This is a genomic window from Vibrio sp. 16, from assembly GCF_963681195.1.
GTDB classification, from domain to species: domain Bacteria; phylum Pseudomonadota; class Gammaproteobacteria; order Enterobacterales; family Vibrionaceae; genus Vibrio; species Vibrio sinaloensis_D.
Genome location: NZ_OY808997.1, coordinates 2531914 through 2555276, shown reverse-complemented (window position 1 = coordinate 2555276; position 23363 = coordinate 2531914). Strand labels below are relative to the sequence as shown.

Genomic DNA, 23363 nt, shown 5'->3' with positions numbered 1-23363 from the left:
GTTAGCCTTGTCTTAATACTTGTGACGTTTTCGCATCACGAATCTCACTAGGCTTTTCTCTTCCACCCGTTTCACCTTCCAAAACAGCCACCAGCTTATCGCCTAGCTGCTGATAGACTTGTTCTGTGGTCATACATGGCGGTTCACCGGTTAGGTTCGCGCTGGTAGAGGTTAACGGCTTTCCAAACGCATTACACATCTTTTGTACCAAAGGATGATCCGTTACACGCACTGCAATAGAATCGAATTGGCCAGAAACCCAGTTGGACACTTTATCGCTGCAAGGCATTATCCAAGTGACTGGACCTGGCCAAGTTTGATGGACTTGCTCAAGCTGCTGCGCAGTCAATTGTGATTCATCAATGTAGGGCAGCAGCTGCTCATAGCTTGCAGCAATCAAAATCAACCCTTTTTCGACAGGGCGCTGCTTGAGCTCTAGTAGTTTTTGAATAGCTTCTGGGTTATCCGGATCACACCCGACACCAAATACGCCCTCTGTAGGGTAGGCAATCACTTCACCATCATTTAAAGCGTTGAGCGCTCGATCAAAATTATCCACGAATACTTCCTGTTCAATCTTTGTTTTTGATAAGTGTACAAACAATCACAACCAGTGACTAAAGCTATTTATTTATAAATTGTATCAATCTGATTTCAACGCCGGCGCAAACGTTTGCTTAAGAGTAAAATCCCCGTATAATGCGCACAAATTGAATGCTCACCTATTACGCGCAGCTTTAAGGAGTTCGAGATGAAAGTCGGTATCATCATGGGTTCAAAATCAGATTGGCCAACAATGAAACTAGCAGCAGAAATGCTAGACAGATTCGGAGTTGAGTACGAAACAAAAGTCGTCTCTGCACACCGCACTCCTCAACTTCTCGCTGATTACGCGACTAGCGCGAAAGAACGTGGCCTTAAAGTGATCATCGCCGGCGCCGGCGGCGCTGCTCACTTACCTGGCATGGCAGCGGCGTTTACGTCTTTGCCTGTTCTTGGTGTTCCTGTTCAGTCACGAGCATTGAGTGGCTTAGATTCTCTCTATTCTATTGTTCAAATGCCAAAAGGGATTGCGGTAGGCACGCTAGCCATCGGTGAAGCTGGCGCAGCAAACGCAGGTATACTAGCGGCACAAATCCTTGGTACGCATGACGAAGAAGTGATGGCTAAGGTTGAAGCGTTCCGCAGTGAACAGACTGAAACTGTATTAGCTAACCCAAATCCGGCAGAGGACTAATACTATGCATGTGTTAGTGCTAGGTGCCGGTCAACTGGCTCGTATGATGTCATTGGCAGGCGCACCTCTTAACATCGAGATCTCTGCGTACGATGTGGGGAGCAAAAATATCGTTCATCCGCTAACCCAAATGGTGACTGGCCATGGTTTAGAGAATGCGATTGCGCAAGCTGACGTCATCACTGCTGAGTTTGAGCATATCCCTCATGACATTCTTGCGGTGTGTGAGCAAAGTGGCAAGTTCTTACCATCAACACAGGCCATTAAAGCTGGTGGTGACCGCCGCATCGAGAAGCAGTTACTCGATGATGCTGGCGTACGCAATGCAAAATACTACGTCATCAACTCCCGTGAAGACTTTGATCATGCAATCCATCACGTAGGCATTCCTATGGTGCTTAAAAGCGCTTTGGGCGGATACGACGGAAAGGGCCAGTGGCGCTTAAGAGATGCAGATCAAGCAGATGCAATCTGGGCTGAAATGGCAGAATGCATTGCCGCGACAGAAACCCAAGCGATTGTCGCTGAAGAGTTTGTCCCGTTTAATCGTGAAGTCTCTCTGGTTGGTGCCCGTGGCAAAGATGGCAACGTGGCGGTTTACCCTCTAGCGGAGAACGTTCATACCAATGGTGTCCTGACACTGTCTACCGCTATTGCAGACACAGATCTACAAGAACAAGCGAAGAACATGTTCACTGCGGTTGCCAACAGCCTCGACTACGTGGGCGTGTTAGCCCTCGAGTTCTTTGATGTAGATGGCACTTTACTCGTCAATGAAATCGCACCGCGCGTTCACAACTCTGGTCACTGGACTCAACAAGGCGCGGAAACGTGTCAGTTTGAGAACCACCTGCGCGCCGTTTGTGGCATGCCACTGGGGTCAACCAAGCTGATCCGATCCACATCGATGATCAACATTTTGGGTGAAGATACGTTACCAGAAGCTGTGATCGCGATGGATGGTTGCCATGTGCATTGGTACGGAAAAGAGAAACGCGAAGGCCGTAAAATGGGCCACATCAATGTGTGTGGTGATTACAATGGCGAACTGCAACGCAAATTATGTGCGCTCGCCGATGTCCTAGACAAGAAGGCTTTTCCAGCCGTACATAATTTCGCAGAGAACTTCACTGAGTAATCTTAATAACCAGTAAACAAAAACGGCGCTCTAGGCGCCGTTTTGCTATTTGTTCTCTTGGGTGTGATGACATTTACGATTAGCACACTGTAATCGGTCCCCACTGGCTAGCTTTTTCTCAATCAGTAATGGAAAACCACACTTCTCGCACTGCCCAGCGACTGGAGGCAGGTTAACCGCAAACTTGCATTTAGGGTAGTTATCACAGGCATAGAATAACTTACCAAAGCGTGTTTTGCGCTCAACTAGATGGCCTTTGTGACATTCCGGGCAAGTTAAATGCGGTGACTCTGGCTCTTCTTCAGGTTGATCCTGAGACTCAATATGGTGGCACTGCGGATAATGGCTACAACCAATAAACATACCGTAACGCCCTTGGCGAAGGACCAACTCGTTGCCACATTCTGGGCAAGGCACACCAAGCTCTTTGATGATATGCCCATCATTTTGATGTAATGGTTTAATGTAATCGCAGGTTGGATACAGGGTACAGCCAAGAAATGGGCCATGCTTGCCATGGCGAAGCTGAAGCTCGCCATCGCGCTGCTCGGATTGGCATTTCGGGCACGCTTGATGCTCTAATGCGTGTTCATGAGCTGAAAACAGCTGCTGATCTATTTTACTGTTTTTGGTCACTTGGAAAGCTCGTTAATGTAGAACACCTTGTTCTTTGGTGTATAACAGCTCTTCCATAAGCGTATAAGCGTTTTCATTGCCTGGTACATTGAACAGCACCATCAATACAATCCACTTGAGATCATCCAGCTCAAACTCATCCGTCTCGAGGCCCATAATGCGGTCAATCACCATTTCACGCGTTTCCGTTGTCAACACGTTCACTTGTTCAAGGAAAGTAATGAAACCGCGGCACTCTAGACTCAAACGCTCACACTCTTTGGTGGTGTAAATACGTGTCGAGGTCGATGTACTGCACACAGAAATCGCTGAGTGGGCCTCGCTTTGCTGCAGAGCGGCTAACTCTTCCAGCCAGACAAGGGCTTTATAGATGTCATTTTGATGAAAGCCTGCACGAAGCAACTCTTCTTCAAGCTCATCTTGATTGACTTGTAACTCTGCATCGCTATGGATGTAAGTCTCGAACAGATACATTAGGATATCCATCATCATAGCTCGCCCCTCCCCTTTCGAATATAGCCACCGGAAACTGCAACAACATGCCCTGAGAGCTCAAGCTCTAAGAGCTGCATCATGACTTCTTGAACAGGTATATTGGTCCTGCTTGCAAGAATATCAACTGGTGTAGCCCTACTTCCTACGTTAGCTAACAGCTGAGGAAATGGCAATTCTTCTTTGCTATCTTCTAGAGGAAAAATTTCCTGCTGAACTGCACCGATACCTTGATCAGACCAGCGAACCAGTGTCTCGATTTCAGCGACAATATCTTCGACATTCTGAACCAAGCAAGCACCTTGCTTTATCAATAGGTTACAGCCACGACCTTGAGTGTGGTGAATAGAGCTTGGAATCGCAAACACGTCTCTACCTTGCTCCGCGGCATAACGCGCGGTAATCAAAGAACCGCTTTTTTCTGCTGCTTCAATCACCAGCACTCCTGCCGATAAGCCACTAATAATTCTATTTCTGCGAGGAAAATGATCCGCCTTCGGTTTTGCCAGTGGGTGAAATTCGGAAATCAATGCTCCACTTTGGCATATTCTTTCAGCCAACTGACGATGGCGAGCAGGATATACTGAGTCCAACCCACTCCCCAGTACCGCTACTGTTTTCCCTCCCCCCTGCAAGGCACCATCATGCGCATAGCCATCAACTCCCAAAGCCAGACCACTGGTAATTACCAGTCCATGTTCAACAAGTGATTGAGCAAAACGGCGGGCACAGTTCAAGCCATCGATACTGGCATTGCGACTGCCAACCATGGCCAGTTGAGGGTGAGATAAACAAGAAACATCACCTTCAACAAATAGTATTGCTGGAGCGGTGCCTGTTTGTTTCAATAGTGGAGGGTAGGCTGAGTCTCGCAACGTCAATATCGCCCGCTGCGAGCAAGCATCTAGCCAATTGAAGCAATCGACAATGTCTTTCTCAGCGCGATGCTTTAAGTACTCAATTTGCTGCGTGCTAAAACCTACCGATTGAAGCTCTGAAACGCTTAATTGAGCAATACTTTCAGGGCTCTCGATTGCTGTTAGCTTAGCAAATGTTTTGGGGCCAACGCGCGGGGTAAAATAGAGAGCTAGCCAAGCTGCTAAAGCTTCTCGATTCATTATTCCAAAGTGTCTAACGGTGACCGAAGTAACGTTTGCTGACTGATAGGCTGAGCGCTTTGCGTTACCAATGCCAAACTAAAATGTTCGTACGGGCGAATCACCATTAAATGGCCAATGAAGGTATCTGGCAGGTGTTTACCATCCTCAATCTTCGCACCCGGAGAATAGAGTTCAAACATGGAACCTTGGCGCAGTTGGTCTATGTCACCTCGGTCGATAACCACAACTTGGTTTTGCCCCACATAATGACTGCCCTCCAGCGAGCCTAACAAGTTCGCCACACTCTGCGAAGGAGAAGGCGCAGGGTAAAAGGTCGTAGATAGCGAATCAGTAACACCTTCAATCACTGGTAGTGCGATGTCATCTGCCAGAATCTCTTGGTTCTGGACACTAATTTCCAAACCACTAAAGCCTTGCCCTTGCGAGTTCAACGTCGCCTTAGCTATCTGTTTAAGCGCCGTCATTTTGTGCGTGTCGCGCTGGTATTCATCAAGCGGTCGGTAGATCACCCAGTCTGAGTGATTGTGCTCCCCCGTGATGTAAATGAGTTTGTGGTTTGTTAAATATTGATCGCCATCGCTCGAGCCAAGCACGCGAGCGCTTGTCGATAACTCTTCCCCTGTCAGTAGGCGATCCGACTCTAAATAAGGCAAGACTAAGGATTCATTGATGGTAGGCAGCGCCTTTTTATCCAAAACACGGACTTTAGGGCTCAGTTTCACCATCGGCTTCAAGCTCAGTACTGGCTGCCCATTGTGCCAAACTAAACTGAGTTTATCGCCTGGGTAAATAAGGTGGGGGTTATCGATCTCTGGGTTGACCTGCCACAATCGTGGCCACAACCATGGGCTATCTAAATAGAGCGCCGAAATATCCCATAAGGTATCCCCTTTCACCACGGTATAGGTCGTAGGCGCACCCTTTTTTACGGTGAGAACTTCTTCCTGTGCAAAAACGAAATGTGAGGCACAAAAAGACAACAATGCCACAAGCGAAAACCCGAACCGTACTGACATAACCGTTCATCCCTGAGAGTAAAAAGTGGTGGTGATTAGAATCGCGAGAACTGCCTATAAACGCGTCAAAAACGCAATGATGCTGTCATTTGGTCTACAAAATGTCTAGAATTGAGCCATCAAGGATTATCCTGATTCGGCACAGTTCAACATTTCGAGTGTATATGTCTGTATTACAAGTATTAACATTCCCAGATGATCGCCTTCGCACCGTCGCAAAGCCGGTTGAAGCCGTGACTCCTGAGATTCAAAAATTCGTTGATGACATGATTGAAACCATGTACGACGAAGAAGGTATTGGCTTGGCAGCAACCCAAGTTGATTTCCACCAACGCATTGTTGTTATCGATATTTCTGAGACTCGTGACGAGCCAATGGTTCTGATCAACCCAGAAATCATCGAGAAACGCGGTGAAGATGGCATCGAAGAAGGCTGTCTATCTGTTCCTGGTGCAAGAGCACTCGTACCACGTGCGGCAGAAGTAACAGTAAAAGCGCTTAACCGTGATGGCGAAGAGTACACTTTTGAAGCTGATGACCTATTAGCAATCTGTGTACAGCACGAACTTGATCACCTAGAAGGCAAACTGTTTGTAGACTACCTTTCGCCTTTAAAACGCAAGCGTATTCAAGACAAGCTAGCTAAGATCAAGCGCTTCAACGAGAAAAACGCTAAAGCTTAACCGCCATAAATAGAAGGAAGGTACCTTGAGCAAACCTTTGAAGATTGTTTTTGCTGGTACTCCGGATTTCGCCGCCCATCACTTGGCGGCGTTGTTGTCTTCGGAGCATGAAGTTATTGCTGTTTACACACAGCCAGATCGCCCAGCAGGTCGCGGTAAAAAGCTTACTGCCAGCCCAGTGAAGAACATTGCCCTAGAGCACAACATTCCGGTTTATCAACCTGAAAACTTTAAGTCTGATGAAGCCAAACAAGAGCTTGCAGATCTCAACGCTGACATCATGGTTGTAGTGGCTTATGGCCTACTGCTTCCTCAAGCGGTACTGGACACACCAAAGCTAGGTTGTATCAACGTTCATGGTTCAATCTTACCTCGCTGGCGTGGCGCCGCTCCGATTCAACGTTCAATTTGGGCGGGTGATAACGAGACTGGCGTAACCATCATGCAAATGGACATCGGCCTTGATACTGGTGACATGCTAAAAATCGCGACCTTGCCAATTGAAGCGACTGACACCAGTGCCACTATGTATGAAAAGCTGGCAGAGCTTGGTCCTGATGCATTGGTTGAATGCTTGGCCGATATTGCAGAAGGTAAAGCAGTGCCTGAAAAGCAAGATGATGAACTGGCAAACTACGCGAAGAAACTGAGTAAAGAAGAAGCGCGTATTAACTGGGCTGACGATGCTGCGCACATTGAACGCTGCGTACGCGCTTTCAATCCATGGCCAATGAGCTACTTTGAAGCGGCTGAAAACAGCATCAAAGTCTGGCAAAGCCGAGTTGATGAGCAAACGTCAGACAAACCAGCAGGCACCATCCTGCAAGCGGATAAAACCGGTATCTACGTTGCCACTGGCAATGGCGTACTAGTACTAGAACAACTGCAAGTACCAGGTAAAAAAGCCATGTCAGTTCAAGACATTTTGAACTCACGTGCTAGCTGGTTTGAAGTCGGCACTCAACTGGTTTAAACACATTATCCCTAACGGGAAACGTACATTTTGAGGGTGGAGACACCCTCCCTTAATTTAAGGTATTCATCATGAATGTTCGCGCTGCTGCAGCCAACGTCCTATTCCAAGTGGTCGACAAAGGCCAATCTCTTTCACATGCACTACCTGCGGCGCAAAAAACCATCAGACCAAGAGACCATGCTCTCTTACAAGAGATCTGTTATGGCGCACTGCGTTACTTGCCACGTTTGGAATCCATCGCCAATGAGCTGATGGATAATCCGCTGAAAGGGAAAAAGCGTGTATTCCACCATCTAATTCTGGTTGGTATTTACCAACTTAGCTTTATGCGTATTCCCGCTCATGCGGCAGTAGCAGAAACGGTGGAAGGCACCAAGACGTTAAAAGGTCCAAGCCTGCGCGGCCTAATCAATGCCGTATTACGTAGCTACTTACGTGATCAAGAAGCATTAGATGAAAAAGCCGTTAGTCATAATGCTGGCAAATATGGTCACCCGAATTGGCTATTGAATATGCTGCGTGAAAGCTACCCAGAGCAATGGGAGCAATTGGTCGAAGCAAACAACAGCAAGGCACCAATGTGGCTACGCGTGAATCGCCAGCACCACACGCGCGATGAATACCTAGAACTGCTGAAAGATGCAAACATTGAATTCAGCATTCACCCAGAAGCAGAAGATGCCATAAAATTGGCCTCGCCTTGTGACGTAACCCTCCTTCCAGGCTTTGACCGCGGTTGGGTATCAGTCCAAGACGCTGCCGCTCAGCTGTCTGTAAACTACTTACAGCCACAAAATGGCGAGCTGATCCTTGATTGCTGTGCGGCGCCAGGTGGCAAAACCGCCCACATTCTTGAGCACACAGAAGATACCGAAGTGGTTGCGATTGATTGTGATGCTAAGCGTCTTGATCGCGTCTATGACAACTTAGAGCGTCTACAACTGCGTGCGGATGTGATTTGTGGCGATGCTCGCTACCCTCAAGAGTGGTGGAGCGGCGAAAAATTTGACCGAATTCTGCTTGATGCCCCGTGTTCAGCGACTGGCGTTATCCGCCGTCACCCTGATATTAAGTGGCTACGCCGAGCAAACGACATTGATGCGCTTGCTGAGCTGCAAAGTGAAATCATGGATGCAATGTGGGGTCAACTGAAAGCCGGTGGCACTATGGTTTACGCAACCTGCTCAATTACGCCAAAAGAGAATGTCCTTCAAGTGAAATCATTCTTAGAACGCACAAGTGATGCGACACTAGTCGGCTCTGACATCAACAATCCAGGACGCCAAATCTTACCTGGCGAAGAGGATATGGATGGTTTCTACTACGCAGTGCTAGTGAAACAAGCATAATTAATTTGAGCGGCTAATGACTTTGTCTTAGCCGCTATTTCATTGCAACGAGTAAATACTTAAGCTGTATTCAACCAGCTAAGCGAATAAAGAGAAAAGCTATGAAAATCATCATTCTTGGCGCAGGTCAGGTCGGCGGTACTTTGGCTGAAAACCTGGTAGGTGAAAACAACGACATTACCATCGTTGACCGAGATAATGACCGGCTGCGTGAACTGCAAGACAAGTATGACTTACGTGTCGTCCACGGTCATGCAAGCCACCCAGACTCTCTGCGTGAAGCAGGGGCCCAAGATGCCGATATGCTGGTTGCGGTCACCAATACCGATGAAACCAATATGGCCGCGTGTCAGGTCGCGTTTTCTCTCTTTAACACGCCAAACCGAATTGCTCGCATTCGATCTCCACAATACCTTGCTGAAAAAGAAGCACTCTTCCAATCAGGCGCCGTTCCAGTCGATCACCTGATTGCGCCAGAAGAGTTGGTGACAAGCTACATTGAGCGTTTAATCCAATACCCAGGTGCGCTGCAAGTGGTGAGCTTTGCCGAGCAAAAAGTCAGCTTAGTTGCCGTTAAAGCCTACTATGGGGGTCCACTGGTTGGTAATGCTCTTTCCACTCTACGCGAGCACATGCCACACATCGATACTCGTGTTGCGGCTATCTTCCGTCAAGGGCGCCCAATTCGCCCACAAGGCACCACCATTATCGAAGCGGATGACGAAGTCTTCTTCGTGGCGGCAAGTAACCATATTCGTTCAGTGATGAGTGAACTGCAGCGCCTAGAAAAACCGTACCGCCGCATCATGATTGTCGGTGGGGGTAACATCGGCGCAAGCTTGGCACGACGCCTTGAACAGACTTACAGCGTAAAACTGATTGAGCGCAGCTATCAACGTGCAGAAAAACTCTCTGAAGAGTTAGAGAATACCATCGTTTTCTGTGGTGACGCCGCAGACCAAGAACTGCTAAGCGAAGAGAACGTCGACCAAGTGGACGTGTTCATCGCCCTCACCAACGAAGATGAAACCAACATCATGTCAGCCATGCTTGCCAAACGCATGGGGGCGAAAAAAGTGATGGTGCTTATCCAGCGTGGCGCCTATGTTGATCTCGTCCAAGGTGGCGCAATTGATGTAGCCATCTCACCTCAGCAAGCCACCATCTCTGCGCTTCTCACTCACGTACGCCGTGCTGACATTGTCAATGTATCCTCATTACGCCGTGGTGCGGCCGAAGCCATCGAAGCCGTTGCCCATGGCGATGAAACTACTTCGAAAGTGGTGGGACGTGCGATTGGTGATATCAAACTACCACCGGGCACCACCATCGGTGCGATTGTCCGCGGTGAAGAAGTCCTGATCGCCCATGACCGAACCGTGATTGAACAAGATGACCACGTGGTGATGTTCTTAGTTGATAAGAAATATGTACCAGACGTGGAAGCGCTATTCCAACCGAGCCCATTCTTCCTTTAGGATTGGCACAATGGTCAATTTCCGCCCTGTATTGTTCGTGATAGGGCTAGTGCTTTCGAAACTAGCTCTGTTCATGTACGTGCCAACACTGGTGGCATTTTTTAGTGGTACTCCGGGATTCTTGGAGTTTGGTCAAGCGGTACTGATCACCCATCTGGCCGCCTTTGCCTGCCTCAGTTTAGGCAGAACCAAAAACTTTAAGCTCAGCGTGCGCGACATGTTCCTAATTACCAGCTTGGTTTGGACCATCGCCAGCGCTTTCGCCGCCTTACCATTTGTATTTATCAACCACATTAGCTTTACCGACGCGTACTTTGAGACCATGTCTGGCATCACCACCACAGGCTCTACAGTGCTGAGTGGCCTAGATAACATGGCACCCAGTATTTTGCTGTGGCGCTCTATCTTGCAGTGGTTAGGTGGGATTGGCTTCATAGTGATGGCGGTAGCGGTATTGCCGATGCTCAACGTCGGCGGGATGAAACTATTCCACACCGAGTCTTCGGATTGGTCAGATAAAAGCAGCCCTCGAGCTAAAACCGTCGCCAAAAACATTATGTCCGTGTATGTGGTACTGACAGGGCTTTGCCTGATTGGCTTTATGCTGACTGGGATGAACTTGTTTGAAGCCATCAACCATTCGTTTACCACGTTATCAACGGGTGGCTATTCAACCTCCGATGGGTCAATGAACCACTTTTCGAATGGCGCTCATTGGGTCGCAACCTTGTTTATGTTCTTGGGTGGCTTGCCGTTCTTGTTGTTCGTGTCTGCGATCCGTAAACGCCGCCTCGACGAACTGTTAGAAGATGCACAAGTTCGTGGTTTTACCTACCTGTTCCTTGGCAGCAGCTTAGTGATTGCCGCATGGTTAGTGATTCGAGATGGCTACACCGTCCTTGATGCGCTGCGCGTATCCATGTTCAACATAGTATCAGTCGTCACAACAACAGGATTCGGCTTAGAAGACTTTACCGCTTGGGGCGCACTGCCAACCACACTCTTTGCCTTTTTGATGATGGCTGGCGCTTGCTCGGGTTCAACCTCGGGCGGAATCAAAATCTTCCGCTTTCAGATTGCTCTGACTCTGTTAAACAAACAGATGATGAAGTTGATTCATCCTTCAGGTGTCTTTGTCCAGCGCTACAATCGCCGTCCAGTGAATGATGATATTGTCCGCTCAATCGTCGCGTTTGGGTTGATGTTTTTCATCACCATCATTGTCGTTGCTGGCTGCTTGAGTGCAATGGGGCTTGACCCAATCACCAGCATTTCTGGCGCGATTACCGCCGTGGCCAATGTCGGTCCTGGGATGGGCAGCATTATAGGACCAACGGGCAACTTTGCTCCTCTACCAGACGCTGCGAAATGGATACTGAGCTTAGGCATGCTGATGGGGAGGCTTGAAATTCTTACCTTACTGGTGCTGTTCTTCCCGGCATTTTGGCGCCGTTAGATGGGTTTTACATACAGATAAATAGCAAAGAAGTGGCAAGCGCAACCCGCTAGTACAAACCCGTGCCAAATCGCGTGGTTGTATGGGATGCGTTTCGCCACATAGAAAATAACCCCTAGCGAGTAAATTAAACCGCCGACAGCCAAAAGGGTCAGGCCACCTACTTCCAAGTTCAGCGCTAACTGATAAATCACGATCAATGATAACCACCCCATCAGCAGGTAGGTCACCAAAGATAGTTTCTTAAAGCGATAAACAAAGGCAAGCTTCATAATGATGCCGATCAGCGCTATCGACCAAATCACAATCATCAAACCGATCGCAAGTGGCGTTCTTAAGCTGACCAGTAAAAACGGCGTGTAACTGCCAGCAATTAATAAGTAAATCGCGCAATGATCAAAGGTTTTTAACGCTCGTTTGGCGCGCTGATAAGGAATGGCATGGTACAGCGTCGAAGCGAGAAACAGCACGATAATACTACTGCCGTAAATGCTCATACTGGTGATGGTCAGTGCGTCGGCATTGTGATCAATCGCTTTGACCAACAATAGAACCAGGCCAACAATGCCCAGCACCATGCCTAGTGCATGCGTAATCGTATTGGCGATCTCTTCTTTGACGCTATATTGAGATGACTCGCTGACGGACATAGCAGTGCCTACTCCAGAATTTGAATAATTACTCCAGAGTATGGCACATTCAGCTTACACTTGTAAGCCTAAAATATGAAAGCTAGGTTAAGAGTGGTTATCTAAGTACTCAAGGACCAGTTCACCGGCTGTTTCAGCGGAGGTGTGCAATGGGATTTTCAGCTCTCGCTTTAACTGGCCAACCCCCAACAGACTCGCGAGCATTCCTTTCGCCCCCTCGCGATGGCGATCGATTTCAAACCACATCTGAAGCGATTCTTCACTGCGATACGCGACCACTTCCAATTCACGCCAGCGACCATGAAATGGCCCCGTGGTTGGAACAAATTCAAACTCCTGAACAAAGGGCATCGCAAACCCATCCACTTGCTCACACTCAACCTGGCGGATACGCAGACCTTGCTCTTCCAACGCGGTAAAGATGCCATCTAAAAGCGGGTCAGGACGTACTGTTAAGATGTCTTTATCGCTAGGGTCTTTGGCCATCGCAATGTCGAGACCAGTCTCTAACCATACTTTGGAGTCGCCAATCGTCACTGGTGTGTTCCATGGCACCTCTAATTCGACATCAAACGTCCGTTCCTCGCCAGGTTGCAGAGTAAAAGCGTACGGCAGTTTCCAGTCGGCGAGTTGATAACTGGCTGGGACACGGCGCATTCGTCCTGCCGTGTGCTTGTTCTTATCATGATCCGCAGGCACTTCTTTGATATAGCGACAAAAGAGTTTGAGCTCTATGTTGTCGATTTCTTGCGCCGTCGCGCCACCATAAACATGGATCACCACATTCGCCTTTTGGCCAGGATAAAGGACCTCTTGCTGCAACACAGAATCAACTTTCGCTGAACCGATTCCAAAACTCGCCAGTGTCTTTTTAAAAAACGACATGCGCTCCTCCTTGGCAATCTTCGCTTTAACTATGCTTAAAGTAACATACTAATCTGCCACGATGTATCAGGGATGCAACACCTCTCACAGAAACTTTCTCCTACGACTAAGGCCGTAGTGAATAGCTGTCGATCAATAAAAGTCTTGGTGCTAATCTAACCAATGATATGCACGCATATCAGCATTCCTGTCCCGCAGTTTGGATTGGCGAAAGCCAGAGAGCCACCCTTCAGTAATGAAGCTCAACTCAAAGCGGGCCAGGCCATTACATTGGCAATGGAATTGCCTGACAGTTAGGTCAAGAAATGCGCCCAACAACCGTCAGGTTCTCGCACACTAACCGTAGTGCGATGCGTCGTCGCAGTGGCTTTGTGGCTGCTCCAACGGCAAAGAAATCAGCTCCTGGTATGACTTTAGTGGAAAAGAGTGTCTTCATGAGCTCAACACCCACCAAAATCGTTAAAGCAGCTTAATAAAAAGCGCGGCTTCGGCTGCGCTTTTTTCTTAACTCAAATACGCCAATCTGATACCTTAATCAGCAAATCATTATAATTATTGTGGAGAAAGAAGATGAAATGTCATCGCATTGAGGAGCTGCTTGAGCTACTAGAGCCAGAATGGCAAAAAGACCAAGAGCTCAACTTACTGCAAATGATCGTAAAACTGGCTCAAGAAGCGGGCTACGAAGGTAAGCTGGAAGAGTTGACCGATGATGTCCTCATCTACCATCTCAAAATGCGCAACAGCGCCAAAGATGAAATGATTCCGGGTCTAAAAAAGGACCAAGAAGATGACTTTAAAACCGCGATTCTTCGCGCTCGCGGCATCATCAAATAAAACAAACAGATTCGGTTAAGGCGGCCACTTGGTCGCCTTTTTTATACCCAAACCATCACAACACCACGAACTGTTAGGACATTTATTTATAAAACTGTACTGACCTTTGTTGTTAAAGGTTGATAACCTTAAAGAAATAAAAATGTTATTGCGTATATAATCGCCGCCCATAAGTATTTACTAAAATAGCAATGTCTACAGAGTGTGAGCTCAATAAATCACACCGTTCAAGCCTAAGAAGGAAGCTTCATGAGTCAGGATAAGATCGATGTAAAAGATGTGACTCCTAAAACCTTTAACCCTAAGACCCATAAAACTAAGGGCGACAGGTTTAACCCAAGTAATCGTATTTACGTGCGAGAAAGTAAAGGCACATTCCAAAAGCTACGCCGCTACGGGGGATGGTTTTTACTGGTGCTTTTCGCCTCCATTCCATGGTTTTCGTACGGCGATCGCCAGGCTATCTTGCTCGACATTGGTAACCAACAGTTCAACTTTATTGGCACAACCCTTTACCCTCAAGATCTCACCCTACTCGCGCTGCTATTTATGATTGCCGCGTTCGGCTTATTCTTTATTACCACCTTTTTGGGCCGTGTGTGGTGTGGTTATCTTTGCCCGCAAACCGTTTGGACTTTTATGTACATCTGGTTTGAAGAAAAACTCGAAGGCAGCGCGAACAAACGACGCAAACAAGATTCCAATAAGCTCACCTCGAATCTACTGATGCGTAAAGTGGCCAAACATGCTGCTTGGATTGCCATTGCTATCGCCACAGGCCTGACATTCGTCGGCTATTTTGTTCCCGTGAAAGAGCTGGTAGTGGGCTTCTTTACCTTTGATGCCGATTTCTGGCCCGTGTTTTGGGTACTGTTCTTTGCAGGATGTACCTATGCCAACGCGGGTTGGATGCGCTCTATCGTATGTGTTCATATGTGTCCTTACGCGCGATTCCAATCGGCCATGTTTGATAAAGATACCTTTATCGTTGGCTACGACAGCCAGCGAGGAGAGAACCGAGGACCGCGTTCACGCAAAGCGGATCCGAAAGCACTGGGTTTGGGTGACTGTATCGACTGTGACCTGTGTGTTCAGGTATGTCCAACCGGTATCGACATCCGTGACGGCCTGCAATATGAATGTATCAACTGTGGTGCCTGTATCGATGCGTGTGACAAGACTATGGAGCGTATGGGGTATGACAAAGGCCTCATTAGCTACACGACTGAGCATAGATTGTCGGGCAAACACACCAAAGTACTGCGCCCTAAACTGCTGGGCTATGGCGCCGTCCTGCTTGTTATGATTGGGTTGTTCTTCGCTCAAATTGCGGCCGTCGAACCTGCGGGCTTAAGTGTGCTTCGCGATCGAAACCAGCTCTTCCGCGTCAACAGTGCCGGAGAAGTCGAAAACACCTACACGCTAAAAGTAATCAATAAAACTCAACAGCAGCAGGTTTACAATCTAGATGTAGAAGGGCTGGGCGATGTCTCTTGGTATGGCAAACAAACCGTTCAAGTTGCACCAGGTGAAGTACTGAGCTTACCAATGAGCCTAGGCGTCAACCCTGAGAATCTAGACTCTTCCGTTTCCAAGATTCAGTTTATACTGTCTGACAGCGAAGACTTTACGATAGCCGTCGAGAGCCGATTCATTAAGAAGCTCTAGACCTTCATTACTCTATGGAAAAAGGCTCAGCAATGAGCCTTTTTTATTTATGACTCAACACGCTTTTAACTTTGATGCTCTGACGCCAGACTTTATGTGGTACGCACTGGAAAGCATTGGCATTCGCGCAGAATCCGGTTTCTTGGCCCTCAACAGCTACGAAAACCGCGTCTACCAATTTACTGATGAAGAGCGCCAACGCTACGTGGTTAAGTTTTACCGACCAGAACGCTGGAGCCAAGCTCAGATTCAAGAAGAGCACGACTTTACCCTCGAGTTGATCGAATCCGAGATTCCAGTCGCGCCTCCTGTGATCATCAACGGTCAGTCACTCCATCAATACCAAGGCTATCTGTTTGCTTTGTTTGCGAGCGTCGGCGGACGTCAGTTTGAAGTGGATAATTTGGAACAACTCGAAGGGGTTGGCCGTTTCCTAGGGCGCATTCACAAGGTTGGCGAAAAACAGACATTTGAGCACCGCCCCTCCATCAGCTTAGAGGAATACCTTTATCAGCCTCGCACCTTGCTGCAAAACTCTCAGTTTATTCCAATGCACCTAGAGAATGCTTTTTTTAACGATCTAGACCTACTGATCAAAACGCTTGAACAGCATTGGACAACGCCAAGTTCCCAGATTCGTCTCCACGGCGATTGCCACCCTGGTAACATCTTATGGCGTGATGGACCTATGTTTGTCGACTTGGATGACGCTCGCAATGGACCCGCGATTCAAGATCTATGGATGTTGCTCAACGGAGAGCATGCCGATAAGCTGATGCAACTGGACATTCTCTTGGAAGCCTACCAAGAATTTAGTGACTTTGATTCGAATCAATTGAAACTAATCGAACCATTACGCGGTCTACGTATGGTGCACTATATGGCATGGTTAGCAAAAAGATGGCAGGATCCTGCTTTCCCGCTCGCCTTCCCATGGTTTGATGATCCAAAATATTGGGAAAGCCAAGTGTTGGCATTCAAAGAACAAATCTCAGCACTGAATGAGCCACCATTATCACTGATGCCGCAGTGGTAAAAAGCCAAACAACGACAAACATGGAGTCAATAATGAAAAAGCTGTTTGCACTATTTGCAACCTTGATGCTGAGCCTTACTGCTCACGCAGCGCAATTTAAAGAAGGCGAGTATTTTAAGGTTCTTGAGCTAGAAGCATCTAAAAAGCCAACTGTGACCGAATTTTTCTCTTTCTACTGCCCTCACTGTAATACCTTTGAACCTATCATTCAGCAGTTGAAAGCGCAGTTGCCTGACAACGCAAAGTTCCAAAAGAACCACGTTTCGTTTATGGGTGGAAACATGGGCGAGTCCATGAGCAAGGCATACGCAACCATGCTGGTGCTAAAAGTGGAAGACAAAATGACACCTGTGCTGTTTAACCGCATTCATAACATGCGCAAAGCCCCTAAAAATGACGAAGAGTTACGCCAGATTTTCCTAGATGAAGGTGTGGATGCGAAAAAATTTGACGCGGCATTTAACGGTTTTGCGGTGGACTCAATGGTTCGTCGCTTCGACAAACAGTTTAAAGATAGCGGCTTATCAGGTGTACCCGCTGTAGTGGTGAATAACAAGTACTTGGTTCAAGCACAAAGCATCAAAACGATCGATGAATACTTTGAACTGGTTAACTACTTGCTGACACAAAAATAAACACACTAAAAAGGGAGCGTTTCGCTCCCTTTTCTATGATTGCTTGTGATAAATCTCTTTCAGTAACTCATCTTTCTCTTGCCATACATTACCCAGCCACTGCTGGAACTGACGCTTAAACGGCTTATCTTTAAAGTAATCACCTCGAACTTGCTGATCGACAGGCAAGACATTTATCCGAACCACCACTTTCGTCATTCGCCCCATCAACATGTCTCGAAAAGGTTTATGGGTGTTTTCTGGGTAGGCGAGAGTCACATCAATAATATTCTCAAACTGATCCCCCATTGCCGCTAGCGTATAGGCGATGCCACCCGTTTTGGGTTGAAGTAGGTAATCGTAACCGGCTTTACTCTTGCGCTGCTTTTCCGGTGTAAAGCGCGTGCCTTCCACATAGTTCACCACCGTTGTGGGAGAGTATTTGAACTTTTCACATGAACGGCGCGTCGTTTCTAAGTCTTTACCCCGCATTTCCGGATGACGAATCAAGTATTCTCGCGAGTAACGACGCATAAACGGCATATCGAGCGCCCAGCAAGCCATCCCAATAAATGGCACATACAGTAGCTGCTGTTTAAGGAAAAACTTCGGCATCGGAATACGATCTTTAAACACGCAGCAAAGCACCACGATATCGGTCCAACTTAAATGGTTGCTAATCAGCAAGTACCAACCGTGCTTTTTCAGCTCATCTCCACCTTCTATGTCCCAATCAACTCGATTGAACATGGCCAAGATGACTGCATTAATGGATGCCCAAAGCCACATTGTCTTGTTCGCCATTTCAGTCGCTTTAGCTTTTAACAGGGCGGTGGGCAATACAATCTTAAACACAGCGATGATACAAATGATTAAAGAGCAGACAGCGGAGTTTAAAGCAACCAACACAACGTTTAGGATAAGAGTCAGATAGGCCAACATAGCGATTAATTGTGAGCTCCGTATGAAAGTTTAATGAGGTTCATATATGAACAATAAAACAGCGTGTAATTATACTGGTCCTCAAGCACATTGGAATCACTGCGACTATGGTCAGATTAGTTAGGTTACTCAGGCCATACAACCAACGTTAGATCTAGGAAGAAAATTTATGAAAACAACATTATCAGTGCTTACTCTCTCGCTCTTTGCCAGCCCAGCTTTCGCCCAACTCTCGGATAGCGCGGGTTTTAGTGGAGAGCTGAGCTTTAATGTAGGATACACCTCTTCCACATCCAACTTTAATACGTCTGGTGATAAAACCATCGATAGCCTTGATCATCAGCCATCAAGTGACAATGGCTTTATTGCCGCCCCCCTTGGCAATTTAGCCTATACCTTTGGCGTACCACTTAATCAGCAATTTTATGTGGGTACGTCCCGTGAAGATTTGGCGGTAGGTACGCTAGCACTCGAAGTGGGCTACAAGCATAAGCTCGGTTCAGGTACCGTTGTCGACATTTCATACCTACCGACAATTATGTCAGGCAAGACATGGGAAGACCCTTATCTCGTCGGAGAAAAACGCAGTACAACAGAAGAAACTGGTCATGCCTACCGACTCAAACTCAGCAATCTGTTTGGCAGCGGCTTGAGTATCGATACCGCTTATGCCAATAAAAACGTGGAAGACGAAGCGTCGGGCACGTCTCAGCTTAATAGCGCTGAAGCAAATCGTCTCAGACGTGATGCCCAATCCTACTACATCAAAGGCAGTTACCGATTCCCTCTAAGCCGAACCGCTTTTATCCAACCCTCGATGACGTTTATCAAAACCGACGCCAAGGGAGAGGCGAATTCTCTTAACTCTGTCGGCGGCGAAATTTCCTACTTCAAGATCATGAATCGTCATCAGCTCGCTCTCACGGCAGGCTACACCACTCGTTCTTATGACGAAGAAAATCCGCTGTATAACAAAACACGCGAGGATGGCGAGTGGAGCTTATTCGCCGCCTACGAGTACAAGCAGTTTATGGGATGGCAAAACTGGTCGCTGATTGGTCTTGCGGGTTACGGCTCTAACCAAGCCAATATAAACTTTTACGATACCCAAGAGTCACTGGTTTCCGCTGGTATAAACTACCGCTTTTAACGCAAAGCTCCCTTACTCTCAGACGATCAAGGCTCGCATTTCGCGAGCCTTTCTATACAGCTTGAGCCGTTAACTGTTTGAGCAGCCTATCCATCGAACGATAACCTAACGCTTCCGCCAAATGATTACGTTCAATGTGCTCTGCCCCCTCCAAATCAGCAATGGTGCGTGCCACCTTGATAATTCGATGATAAGCACGAATAGACAATCCCAATCGGTGTAACGCGCTTTCCAGAAACTGGGCATCTTCTTTACGTAGCGGGCAATATCGCTCAATTTCACGACTGCCTAGCAAAGCATTCACTTTGTTTGATCGACTCAACATTCTCTCGCGCGCCTCAATGACTCGCTGCTTCACCACTTGAGTTGTTTCACCGCGATCTCCTCCTTCCGCCAAGGTTCCTTTGGGCAAAGCGGGAATCTCTAGCGACATATCAAACCGGTCTAATAACGGCCCAGATAGGCGACTTAAATAACGCAAAATCACTTGAGGGTTCACTCGAGACTGATTGCCTTCATAGTAACCTGTCGGACTTGGGTTGAGTGCGCCGACCAATTGAAAGCGAGCAGGAAAACGCGTTTTCCCTTGAGCACGAGAAATAATAATTTCCCCTGATTCCAAAGGCTCACGCAAAGAATCCAACACTTTCCGCTCAAACTCGGGCATTTCATCAAGAAACAGCAAACCATTGTGCGCCAAAGAGATCTCTCCGGGTCTCGGTACTGACCCACCGCCCACCAATGCTGCGGTCGAGCTAGAGTGGTGCGGCGAGCGAAATGGACGCTGTTTCCAGTTGTAGGCGTTGATTTCTTGTTGCGTTAGAGAGGCAACGGAGGCCGTTTCCATCGCCTCTTCATCGGTCATTTCAGGCAACAAATCACAAAGGCGAGAGGCAAGCATGGTTTTCCCTGTCCCCGGCGGACCAAGAAATAAGAGGTTGTGATTGCCTGCAGCAGCGATCTCTAGTGCACGCTTCCCTTGTTGCTGACCAATAATATCTTGCAAGTCACGCTCTAGCGCGGGTGACGACATCTTGTGTGGAGATTGGTGGAGCTGCAGTTCATTTTGGCCACACAACGCCGCGCAGACCTCCAGTAAAGTGCTGGCTGACTTATGTTGTTTTTCTCCAACTAACGCCGCTTGGTCGCCATTGCTCTGCGGAACCACCAAACAACGTTGTGCTTGATTCACCGCCAATGCCGCAGGTAACACACCTTTTACGCGCCGCAACTCTCCCGATAACGCCAATTCACCAATAAACTCCTTGTCGGCCAAATGGGTTAACGGGATCTGCTCTGAAGCGGCAAGGATGCCCAGCGCGATCGGCAGATCAAAGCGGCCTCCCTCTTTAGGTAAATCTGCTGGGGCTAAATTGACCGTAATCCGCTTGGCTGGAAACTCAAAACGAGAGTTAATAATCGCGCTACGCACCCGATCGCGGGATTCTTTGACGGTTGTTTCCGGTAGACCAACCAAGGTAAACCCTGGCATTCCATTACTGATGTGTACTTCAACTGTGACGCTGGGCGCTTCAACTCCCACAGACGCTCGGCTATGGATGATGGCTAACCCCATAATTGACTCACATTCCAATCCATTATTTATCTCCCTGATAGTTCGCTGAATTTGTCATCAAGGTTGTTATATAGCCTGCCCAGTTGCTGAAAGAATGTGAAAAAAGTATGAGTTTTTGCTTGTCATTTAACGGAATTGTATGTTACCACTAGTGACGCAAACAATTTCGTACCAGTATTGAGTACCAAAAGACTTAAAAGAACTATGAATTTAAACGCCCGCTTCAACGCACTGATTCTCCTGATTATCGTGGTCATTATTGATTCCACGCGGGGGCTAGTGGGCGACAAATAACCACAGCATTTTAAAAACCCCCGCACTGAAAAGTCCGGGGGTTTTTTTACAACTTACGCCAGACAATTAAAATAGAGTTCATCTTGGTCAACGTCGTTCTTGACCCTGATGACAGGAAGAATGGGAGCGCACATGAAGTGCAATGCAACACAACATCGCTCAAGCGGTAAACAAGGAGGCTTACGATGACAGGTGCCGAATTAGTCGTAGCCGCATTAAAACAACAAGGGATCAAAACCGTATTTGGTTATCCTGGTGGTGCCATAATGCCAATCTATGACGCCCTTTATGATGGTGGCGTCGAACACATTCTTTGCCGCCATGAACAAGGCGCTGCAATGGCTGCCATAGGAATGGCACGAGCAACGCAAGATGTTGCCGTGTGTATGGCCACTTCTGGACCCGGCGCAACCAATCTAGTGACAGGTCTTGCCGATGCCTTTATGGACTCCATCCCCCTTGTGGCGATAACAGGTCAGGTTGCCAGCTCCCACATCGGTACCGATGCATTCCAAGAAATGGATGTGATCGGTATGTCACTCTCCTGTACCAAGCACAGTTATCTTGTCACTGACATCCATGAGCTAGCACCAACCCTTGCTGAAGCGTTTGAAGTGGCAAAAACGGGGCGACCCGGTCCAGTCATTGTCGATATCGCAAAAGATGTTCAATTAGGTCAAGCACCTGTCACTCTTCTTCCTCCTTTCACACCACCTGCAATGCCAGTTGCAAGCAACGACGATATAGCCAAAGCGCAAGCCTTGTTATCGCAAAGTTCACGTCCTGTCATGTATGTTGGTGGCGGTGTTCAGCTTGGTCATGCGACTGACGCAGTGCGCGAGTTCTTGCGTTTAAATCCAATGCCATCGGTCAGTACGCTAAAAGGCTTAGGTACTATTGAACGTCACGACCCGCACTATCTCGGTATGCTAGGCATGCACGGAACCAAAGCGGCGAACTTAGTGGTGCAAGAGTGTGACCTATTGATTGCTGTGGGTGCCCGTTTCGATGACCGAGTTACGGGTAAGCTCGATACCTTTGCGCCAAACGCTAAAGTCATCCATATCGATATCGATGCCGCAGAAATCCACAAGTTGCGCCAAGCCAATGCACCAGTTCGTGGAGAGATCCCTGCCGTGCTTCCTCAACTTGAATTGACGCAAGACATCACCCCTTGGGTGAAGCACAGTGAAAGTCTGCGTAGTGACTTTAAATGGAACTACAATCACCCAGGCGAACTTATCTACGCCCCAGGTCTGCTGAATCAGCTGTCTGACATGATGCCAGACAGCTCGATCGTCTCAACCGACGTTGGTCAACACCAAATGTGGGCAGCGCAGCACATTCAACCACGCGAACCACAAAACTTCATCACGTCGGCAGGCCTTGGCACCATGGGCTTTGGCCTTCCTGCTGCCATGGGTGCGGCAGTGGCGCGTCCTGATGACCAATCTATCCTTATTACAGGTGATGGGTCGTTTATGATGAACGTGCAGGAACTTGGGACACTTAAGCGTCGTCAAATCCCAGTGAAAATCGTCCTGCTCAATAACCAACGCCTAGGCATGGTTCGTCAATGGCAATCACTGTTCTTTGATGGACGCCACAGTGAAACGATTTTGGATGACAACCCAGATTTCGTCATGCTAGCAAAAGCTTTTGATATTCCTGGAAAAACCATCACCAAGAAAGAAGAAGTTGAGCCAGCACTGAAAGAAATGCTAGAAAGTAAGACGTCATACTTACTTCATGTTTTAATCGATGAAGAAGAAAACGTATGGCCACTTGTACCGCCAGGTGCATCAAACAATGACATGCTGGAGAACACCTAACATGGAAAGATACTTAATCGACATCAAAGCTGACGATAAACCGGTACTGTTAGAGCGTGTTCTTCGCGTCGTGCGTCACCGCGGATTTGTGGTGAAACAAGTGGCTGGCACTCAAAATCACGAAAGCAAGGTTGCCAGCGTTGAAATCATTGTCGACAGCGATCGCCCTATCTCATTCTTAACCAATCAAATTGAGAAGCTTTGGGATGTGCGCACTGTTGAAGTCACGCAAATCGCTCGTGACGAACTCCCAAATAACAATCTACAACAAAAAATCTGTGCATAAGGAAGGCAATA

Annotated in this window: 24 protein-coding genes; 15 read left to right on the top strand and 9 right to left on the bottom strand. The window is 47.7% G+C overall.

The annotated features are described in order from the left end of the window. Position 1: 1 nt before the first annotated feature. Positions 2-559 (bottom strand): L-threonylcarbamoyladenylate synthase type 1 TsaC, encoded by a 558-nt coding sequence (locus tag U9J37_RS11700; RefSeq protein ID WP_038141280.1) that lies wholly within the window; start codon positions 557-559, stop codon positions 2-4. Positions 560-751: 192 nt separating this feature from the next. Between U9J37_RS11700 and purE the strand changes: the two genes are divergently transcribed. Together purE and U9J37_RS11690 are read left to right on the top strand one after the other, a co-directional pair. Beyond that, complete coding sequence (purE, locus tag U9J37_RS11695) at positions 752-1237, top strand: 5-(carboxyamino)imidazole ribonucleotide mutase (RefSeq protein ID WP_004410971.1); 486 nt, start codon at positions 752-754, stop codon at positions 1235-1237. A 4-nt stretch (positions 1238-1241) separates the two neighbouring features. Continuing rightward, positions 1242-2375, top strand: coding sequence for a 5-(carboxyamino)imidazole ribonucleotide synthase (locus tag U9J37_RS11690; RefSeq protein ID WP_005472459.1), 1134 nt, complete (start codon positions 1242-1244; stop codon positions 2373-2375). A gap of 45 nt (positions 2376-2420) precedes the next feature. Here the strand turns inward: U9J37_RS11690 and U9J37_RS11685 are convergent, their stop codons facing one another. Genes U9J37_RS11685 through U9J37_RS11670 form a run of 4 tightly spaced genes read right to left on the bottom strand, consistent with a single transcriptional unit; the run spans position 2421 to position 5640 of the window. Beyond that, a complete protein-coding gene (locus U9J37_RS11685) occupies positions 2421-3011 on the bottom strand; it encodes a DNA topoisomerase family protein (RefSeq protein WP_005472528.1) in 591 nt (196 codons plus the stop codon). Between the two features lie 12 nt (positions 3012-3023). Beyond that, a complete protein-coding gene (locus tag U9J37_RS11680) occupies positions 3024-3503 on the bottom strand; it encodes a DUF494 family protein (protein ID WP_005472594.1) in 480 nt (159 codons plus the stop codon). Beyond that, the gene (gene dprA, locus U9J37_RS11675) at positions 3500-4621 is read right to left on the bottom strand and encodes a DNA-processing protein DprA (RefSeq protein ID WP_005472488.1); all 1122 of its coding nucleotides are present in this window, start codon (positions 4619-4621) and stop codon (positions 3500-3502) included. Before dprA ends, U9J37_RS11680 begins: the two co-directional genes overlap by 4 nt. Continuing rightward, on the bottom strand, positions 4621-5640 hold the full coding sequence (locus U9J37_RS11670; RefSeq protein WP_043886981.1) for a LysM peptidoglycan-binding domain-containing protein: 1020 nt from the start codon (positions 5638-5640) through the stop codon (positions 4621-4623). Before U9J37_RS11670 ends, dprA begins: the two co-directional genes overlap by 1 nt. Before the next feature lie 164 nt (positions 5641-5804). On the opposite strand from U9J37_RS11670, the gene def reads away from it, so the two are divergent. The 5 genes from def to U9J37_RS11645 all read left to right on the top strand — a co-directional run bounded on the left by def (position 5805) and on the right by U9J37_RS11645 (position 11582). Continuing rightward, the gene (gene def, locus U9J37_RS11665; protein ID WP_005472495.1) at positions 5805-6323 is read left to right on the top strand and encodes a peptide deformylase; all 519 of its coding nucleotides are present in this window, start codon (positions 5805-5807) and stop codon (positions 6321-6323) included. A 25-nt stretch (positions 6324-6348) separates the two neighbouring features. After that, entirely contained in the window at positions 6349-7296 is a 948-nt protein-coding gene (fmt, locus tag U9J37_RS11660; RefSeq protein ID WP_005472603.1) for a methionyl-tRNA formyltransferase, read from the top strand. 71 nt (positions 7297-7367) lie between these two features. Further along, positions 7368-8648: a 16S rRNA (cytosine(967)-C(5))-methyltransferase RsmB gene (gene rsmB, locus U9J37_RS11655; RefSeq protein WP_005472536.1), complete on the top strand. Its 1281-nt coding sequence runs from the start codon at positions 7368-7370 to the stop codon at positions 8646-8648. A 101-nt stretch (positions 8649-8749) separates the two neighbouring features. Next, a complete protein-coding gene (gene trkA / locus U9J37_RS11650) occupies positions 8750-10126 on the top strand; it encodes a Trk system potassium transporter TrkA (protein ID WP_005472471.1) in 1377 nt (458 codons plus the stop codon). Between the two features lie 10 nt (positions 10127-10136). Then, complete coding sequence (locus tag U9J37_RS11645) at positions 10137-11582, top strand: TrkH family potassium uptake protein (RefSeq protein ID WP_038215845.1); 1446 nt, start codon at positions 10137-10139, stop codon at positions 11580-11582. Here U9J37_RS11645 and trhA read toward each other — a convergent pair. Further along, a complete protein-coding gene (trhA, locus tag U9J37_RS11640) occupies positions 11579-12232 on the bottom strand; it encodes a PAQR family membrane homeostasis protein TrhA (protein WP_005472564.1) in 654 nt (217 codons plus the stop codon). The genes U9J37_RS11645 and trhA overlap by 4 nt on opposite strands. Before the next feature lie 87 nt (positions 12233-12319). Next, on the bottom strand, positions 12320-13117 hold the full coding sequence (locus U9J37_RS11635; protein WP_005472489.1) for a sporulation protein: 798 nt from the start codon (positions 13115-13117) through the stop codon (positions 12320-12322). Between the two features lie 305 nt (positions 13118-13422). Here U9J37_RS11635 and U9J37_RS11630 point away from each other — a divergent pair, with 305 nt between their 5' ends. The 5 genes from U9J37_RS11630 (at position 13423) to U9J37_RS11610 (ending at position 17293) form a co-directional block, all read left to right on the top strand. After that, entirely contained in the window at positions 13423-13590 is a 168-nt protein-coding gene (locus tag U9J37_RS11630; RefSeq protein WP_086028707.1) for a hypothetical protein, read from the top strand. A 97-nt stretch (positions 13591-13687) separates the two neighbouring features. After that, on the top strand, positions 13688-13954 hold the full coding sequence (locus U9J37_RS11625; RefSeq protein ID WP_005472551.1) for a YihD family protein: 267 nt from the start codon (positions 13688-13690) through the stop codon (positions 13952-13954). A gap of 249 nt (positions 13955-14203) precedes the next feature. Further along, positions 14204-15622, top strand: coding sequence for a cytochrome c oxidase accessory protein CcoG (gene ccoG, locus U9J37_RS11620; RefSeq protein ID WP_005472451.1), 1419 nt, complete (start codon positions 14204-14206; stop codon positions 15620-15622). A 49-nt stretch (positions 15623-15671) separates the two neighbouring features. Then, the gene (locus U9J37_RS11615) at positions 15672-16658 is read left to right on the top strand and encodes a serine/threonine protein kinase (RefSeq protein ID WP_005472580.1); all 987 of its coding nucleotides are present in this window, start codon (positions 15672-15674) and stop codon (positions 16656-16658) included. A 32-nt stretch (positions 16659-16690) separates the two neighbouring features. Next, positions 16691-17293, top strand: coding sequence for a thiol:disulfide interchange protein DsbA/DsbL (locus U9J37_RS11610; RefSeq protein WP_043886978.1), 603 nt, complete (start codon positions 16691-16693; stop codon positions 17291-17293). 33 nt (positions 17294-17326) lie between these two features. Here the strand turns inward: U9J37_RS11610 and U9J37_RS11605 are convergent, their stop codons facing one another. Beyond that, the gene (locus U9J37_RS11605; RefSeq protein ID WP_005472613.1) at positions 17327-18214 is read right to left on the bottom strand and encodes a 1-acylglycerol-3-phosphate O-acyltransferase, YihG family; all 888 of its coding nucleotides are present in this window, start codon (positions 18212-18214) and stop codon (positions 17327-17329) included. Positions 18215-18383: 169 nt separating this feature from the next. On the opposite strand from U9J37_RS11605, the gene U9J37_RS11600 reads away from it, so the two are divergent. Further along, positions 18384-19364 carry a DUF2860 domain-containing protein gene (locus U9J37_RS11600; protein WP_005472462.1) on the top strand — a complete coding sequence of 327 codons (981 nt, stop codon included), beginning with the start codon at positions 18384-18386 and terminating at the stop codon, positions 19362-19364. A 52-nt stretch (positions 19365-19416) separates the two neighbouring features. Here the strand turns inward: U9J37_RS11600 and U9J37_RS11595 are convergent, their stop codons facing one another. Further along, positions 19417-20940 carry a YifB family Mg chelatase-like AAA ATPase gene (locus U9J37_RS11595; protein ID WP_005472480.1) on the bottom strand — a complete coding sequence of 508 codons (1524 nt, stop codon included), beginning with the start codon at positions 20938-20940 and terminating at the stop codon, positions 19417-19419. 479 nt (positions 20941-21419) lie between these two features. Here U9J37_RS11595 and ilvG point away from each other — a divergent pair, with 479 nt between their 5' ends. Both ilvG and ilvM read left to right on the top strand, forming a co-directional pair. After that, positions 21420-23066 (top strand): acetolactate synthase 2 catalytic subunit, encoded by a 1647-nt coding sequence (gene ilvG / locus U9J37_RS11590; RefSeq protein WP_005472582.1) that lies wholly within the window; start codon positions 21420-21422, stop codon positions 23064-23066. A 1-nt stretch (position 23067) separates the two neighbouring features. Further along, the gene (gene ilvM / locus U9J37_RS11585) at positions 23068-23352 is read left to right on the top strand and encodes an acetolactate synthase 2 small subunit (RefSeq protein WP_005472540.1); all 285 of its coding nucleotides are present in this window, start codon (positions 23068-23070) and stop codon (positions 23350-23352) included. Positions 23353-23363 lie beyond the last annotated feature (11 nt).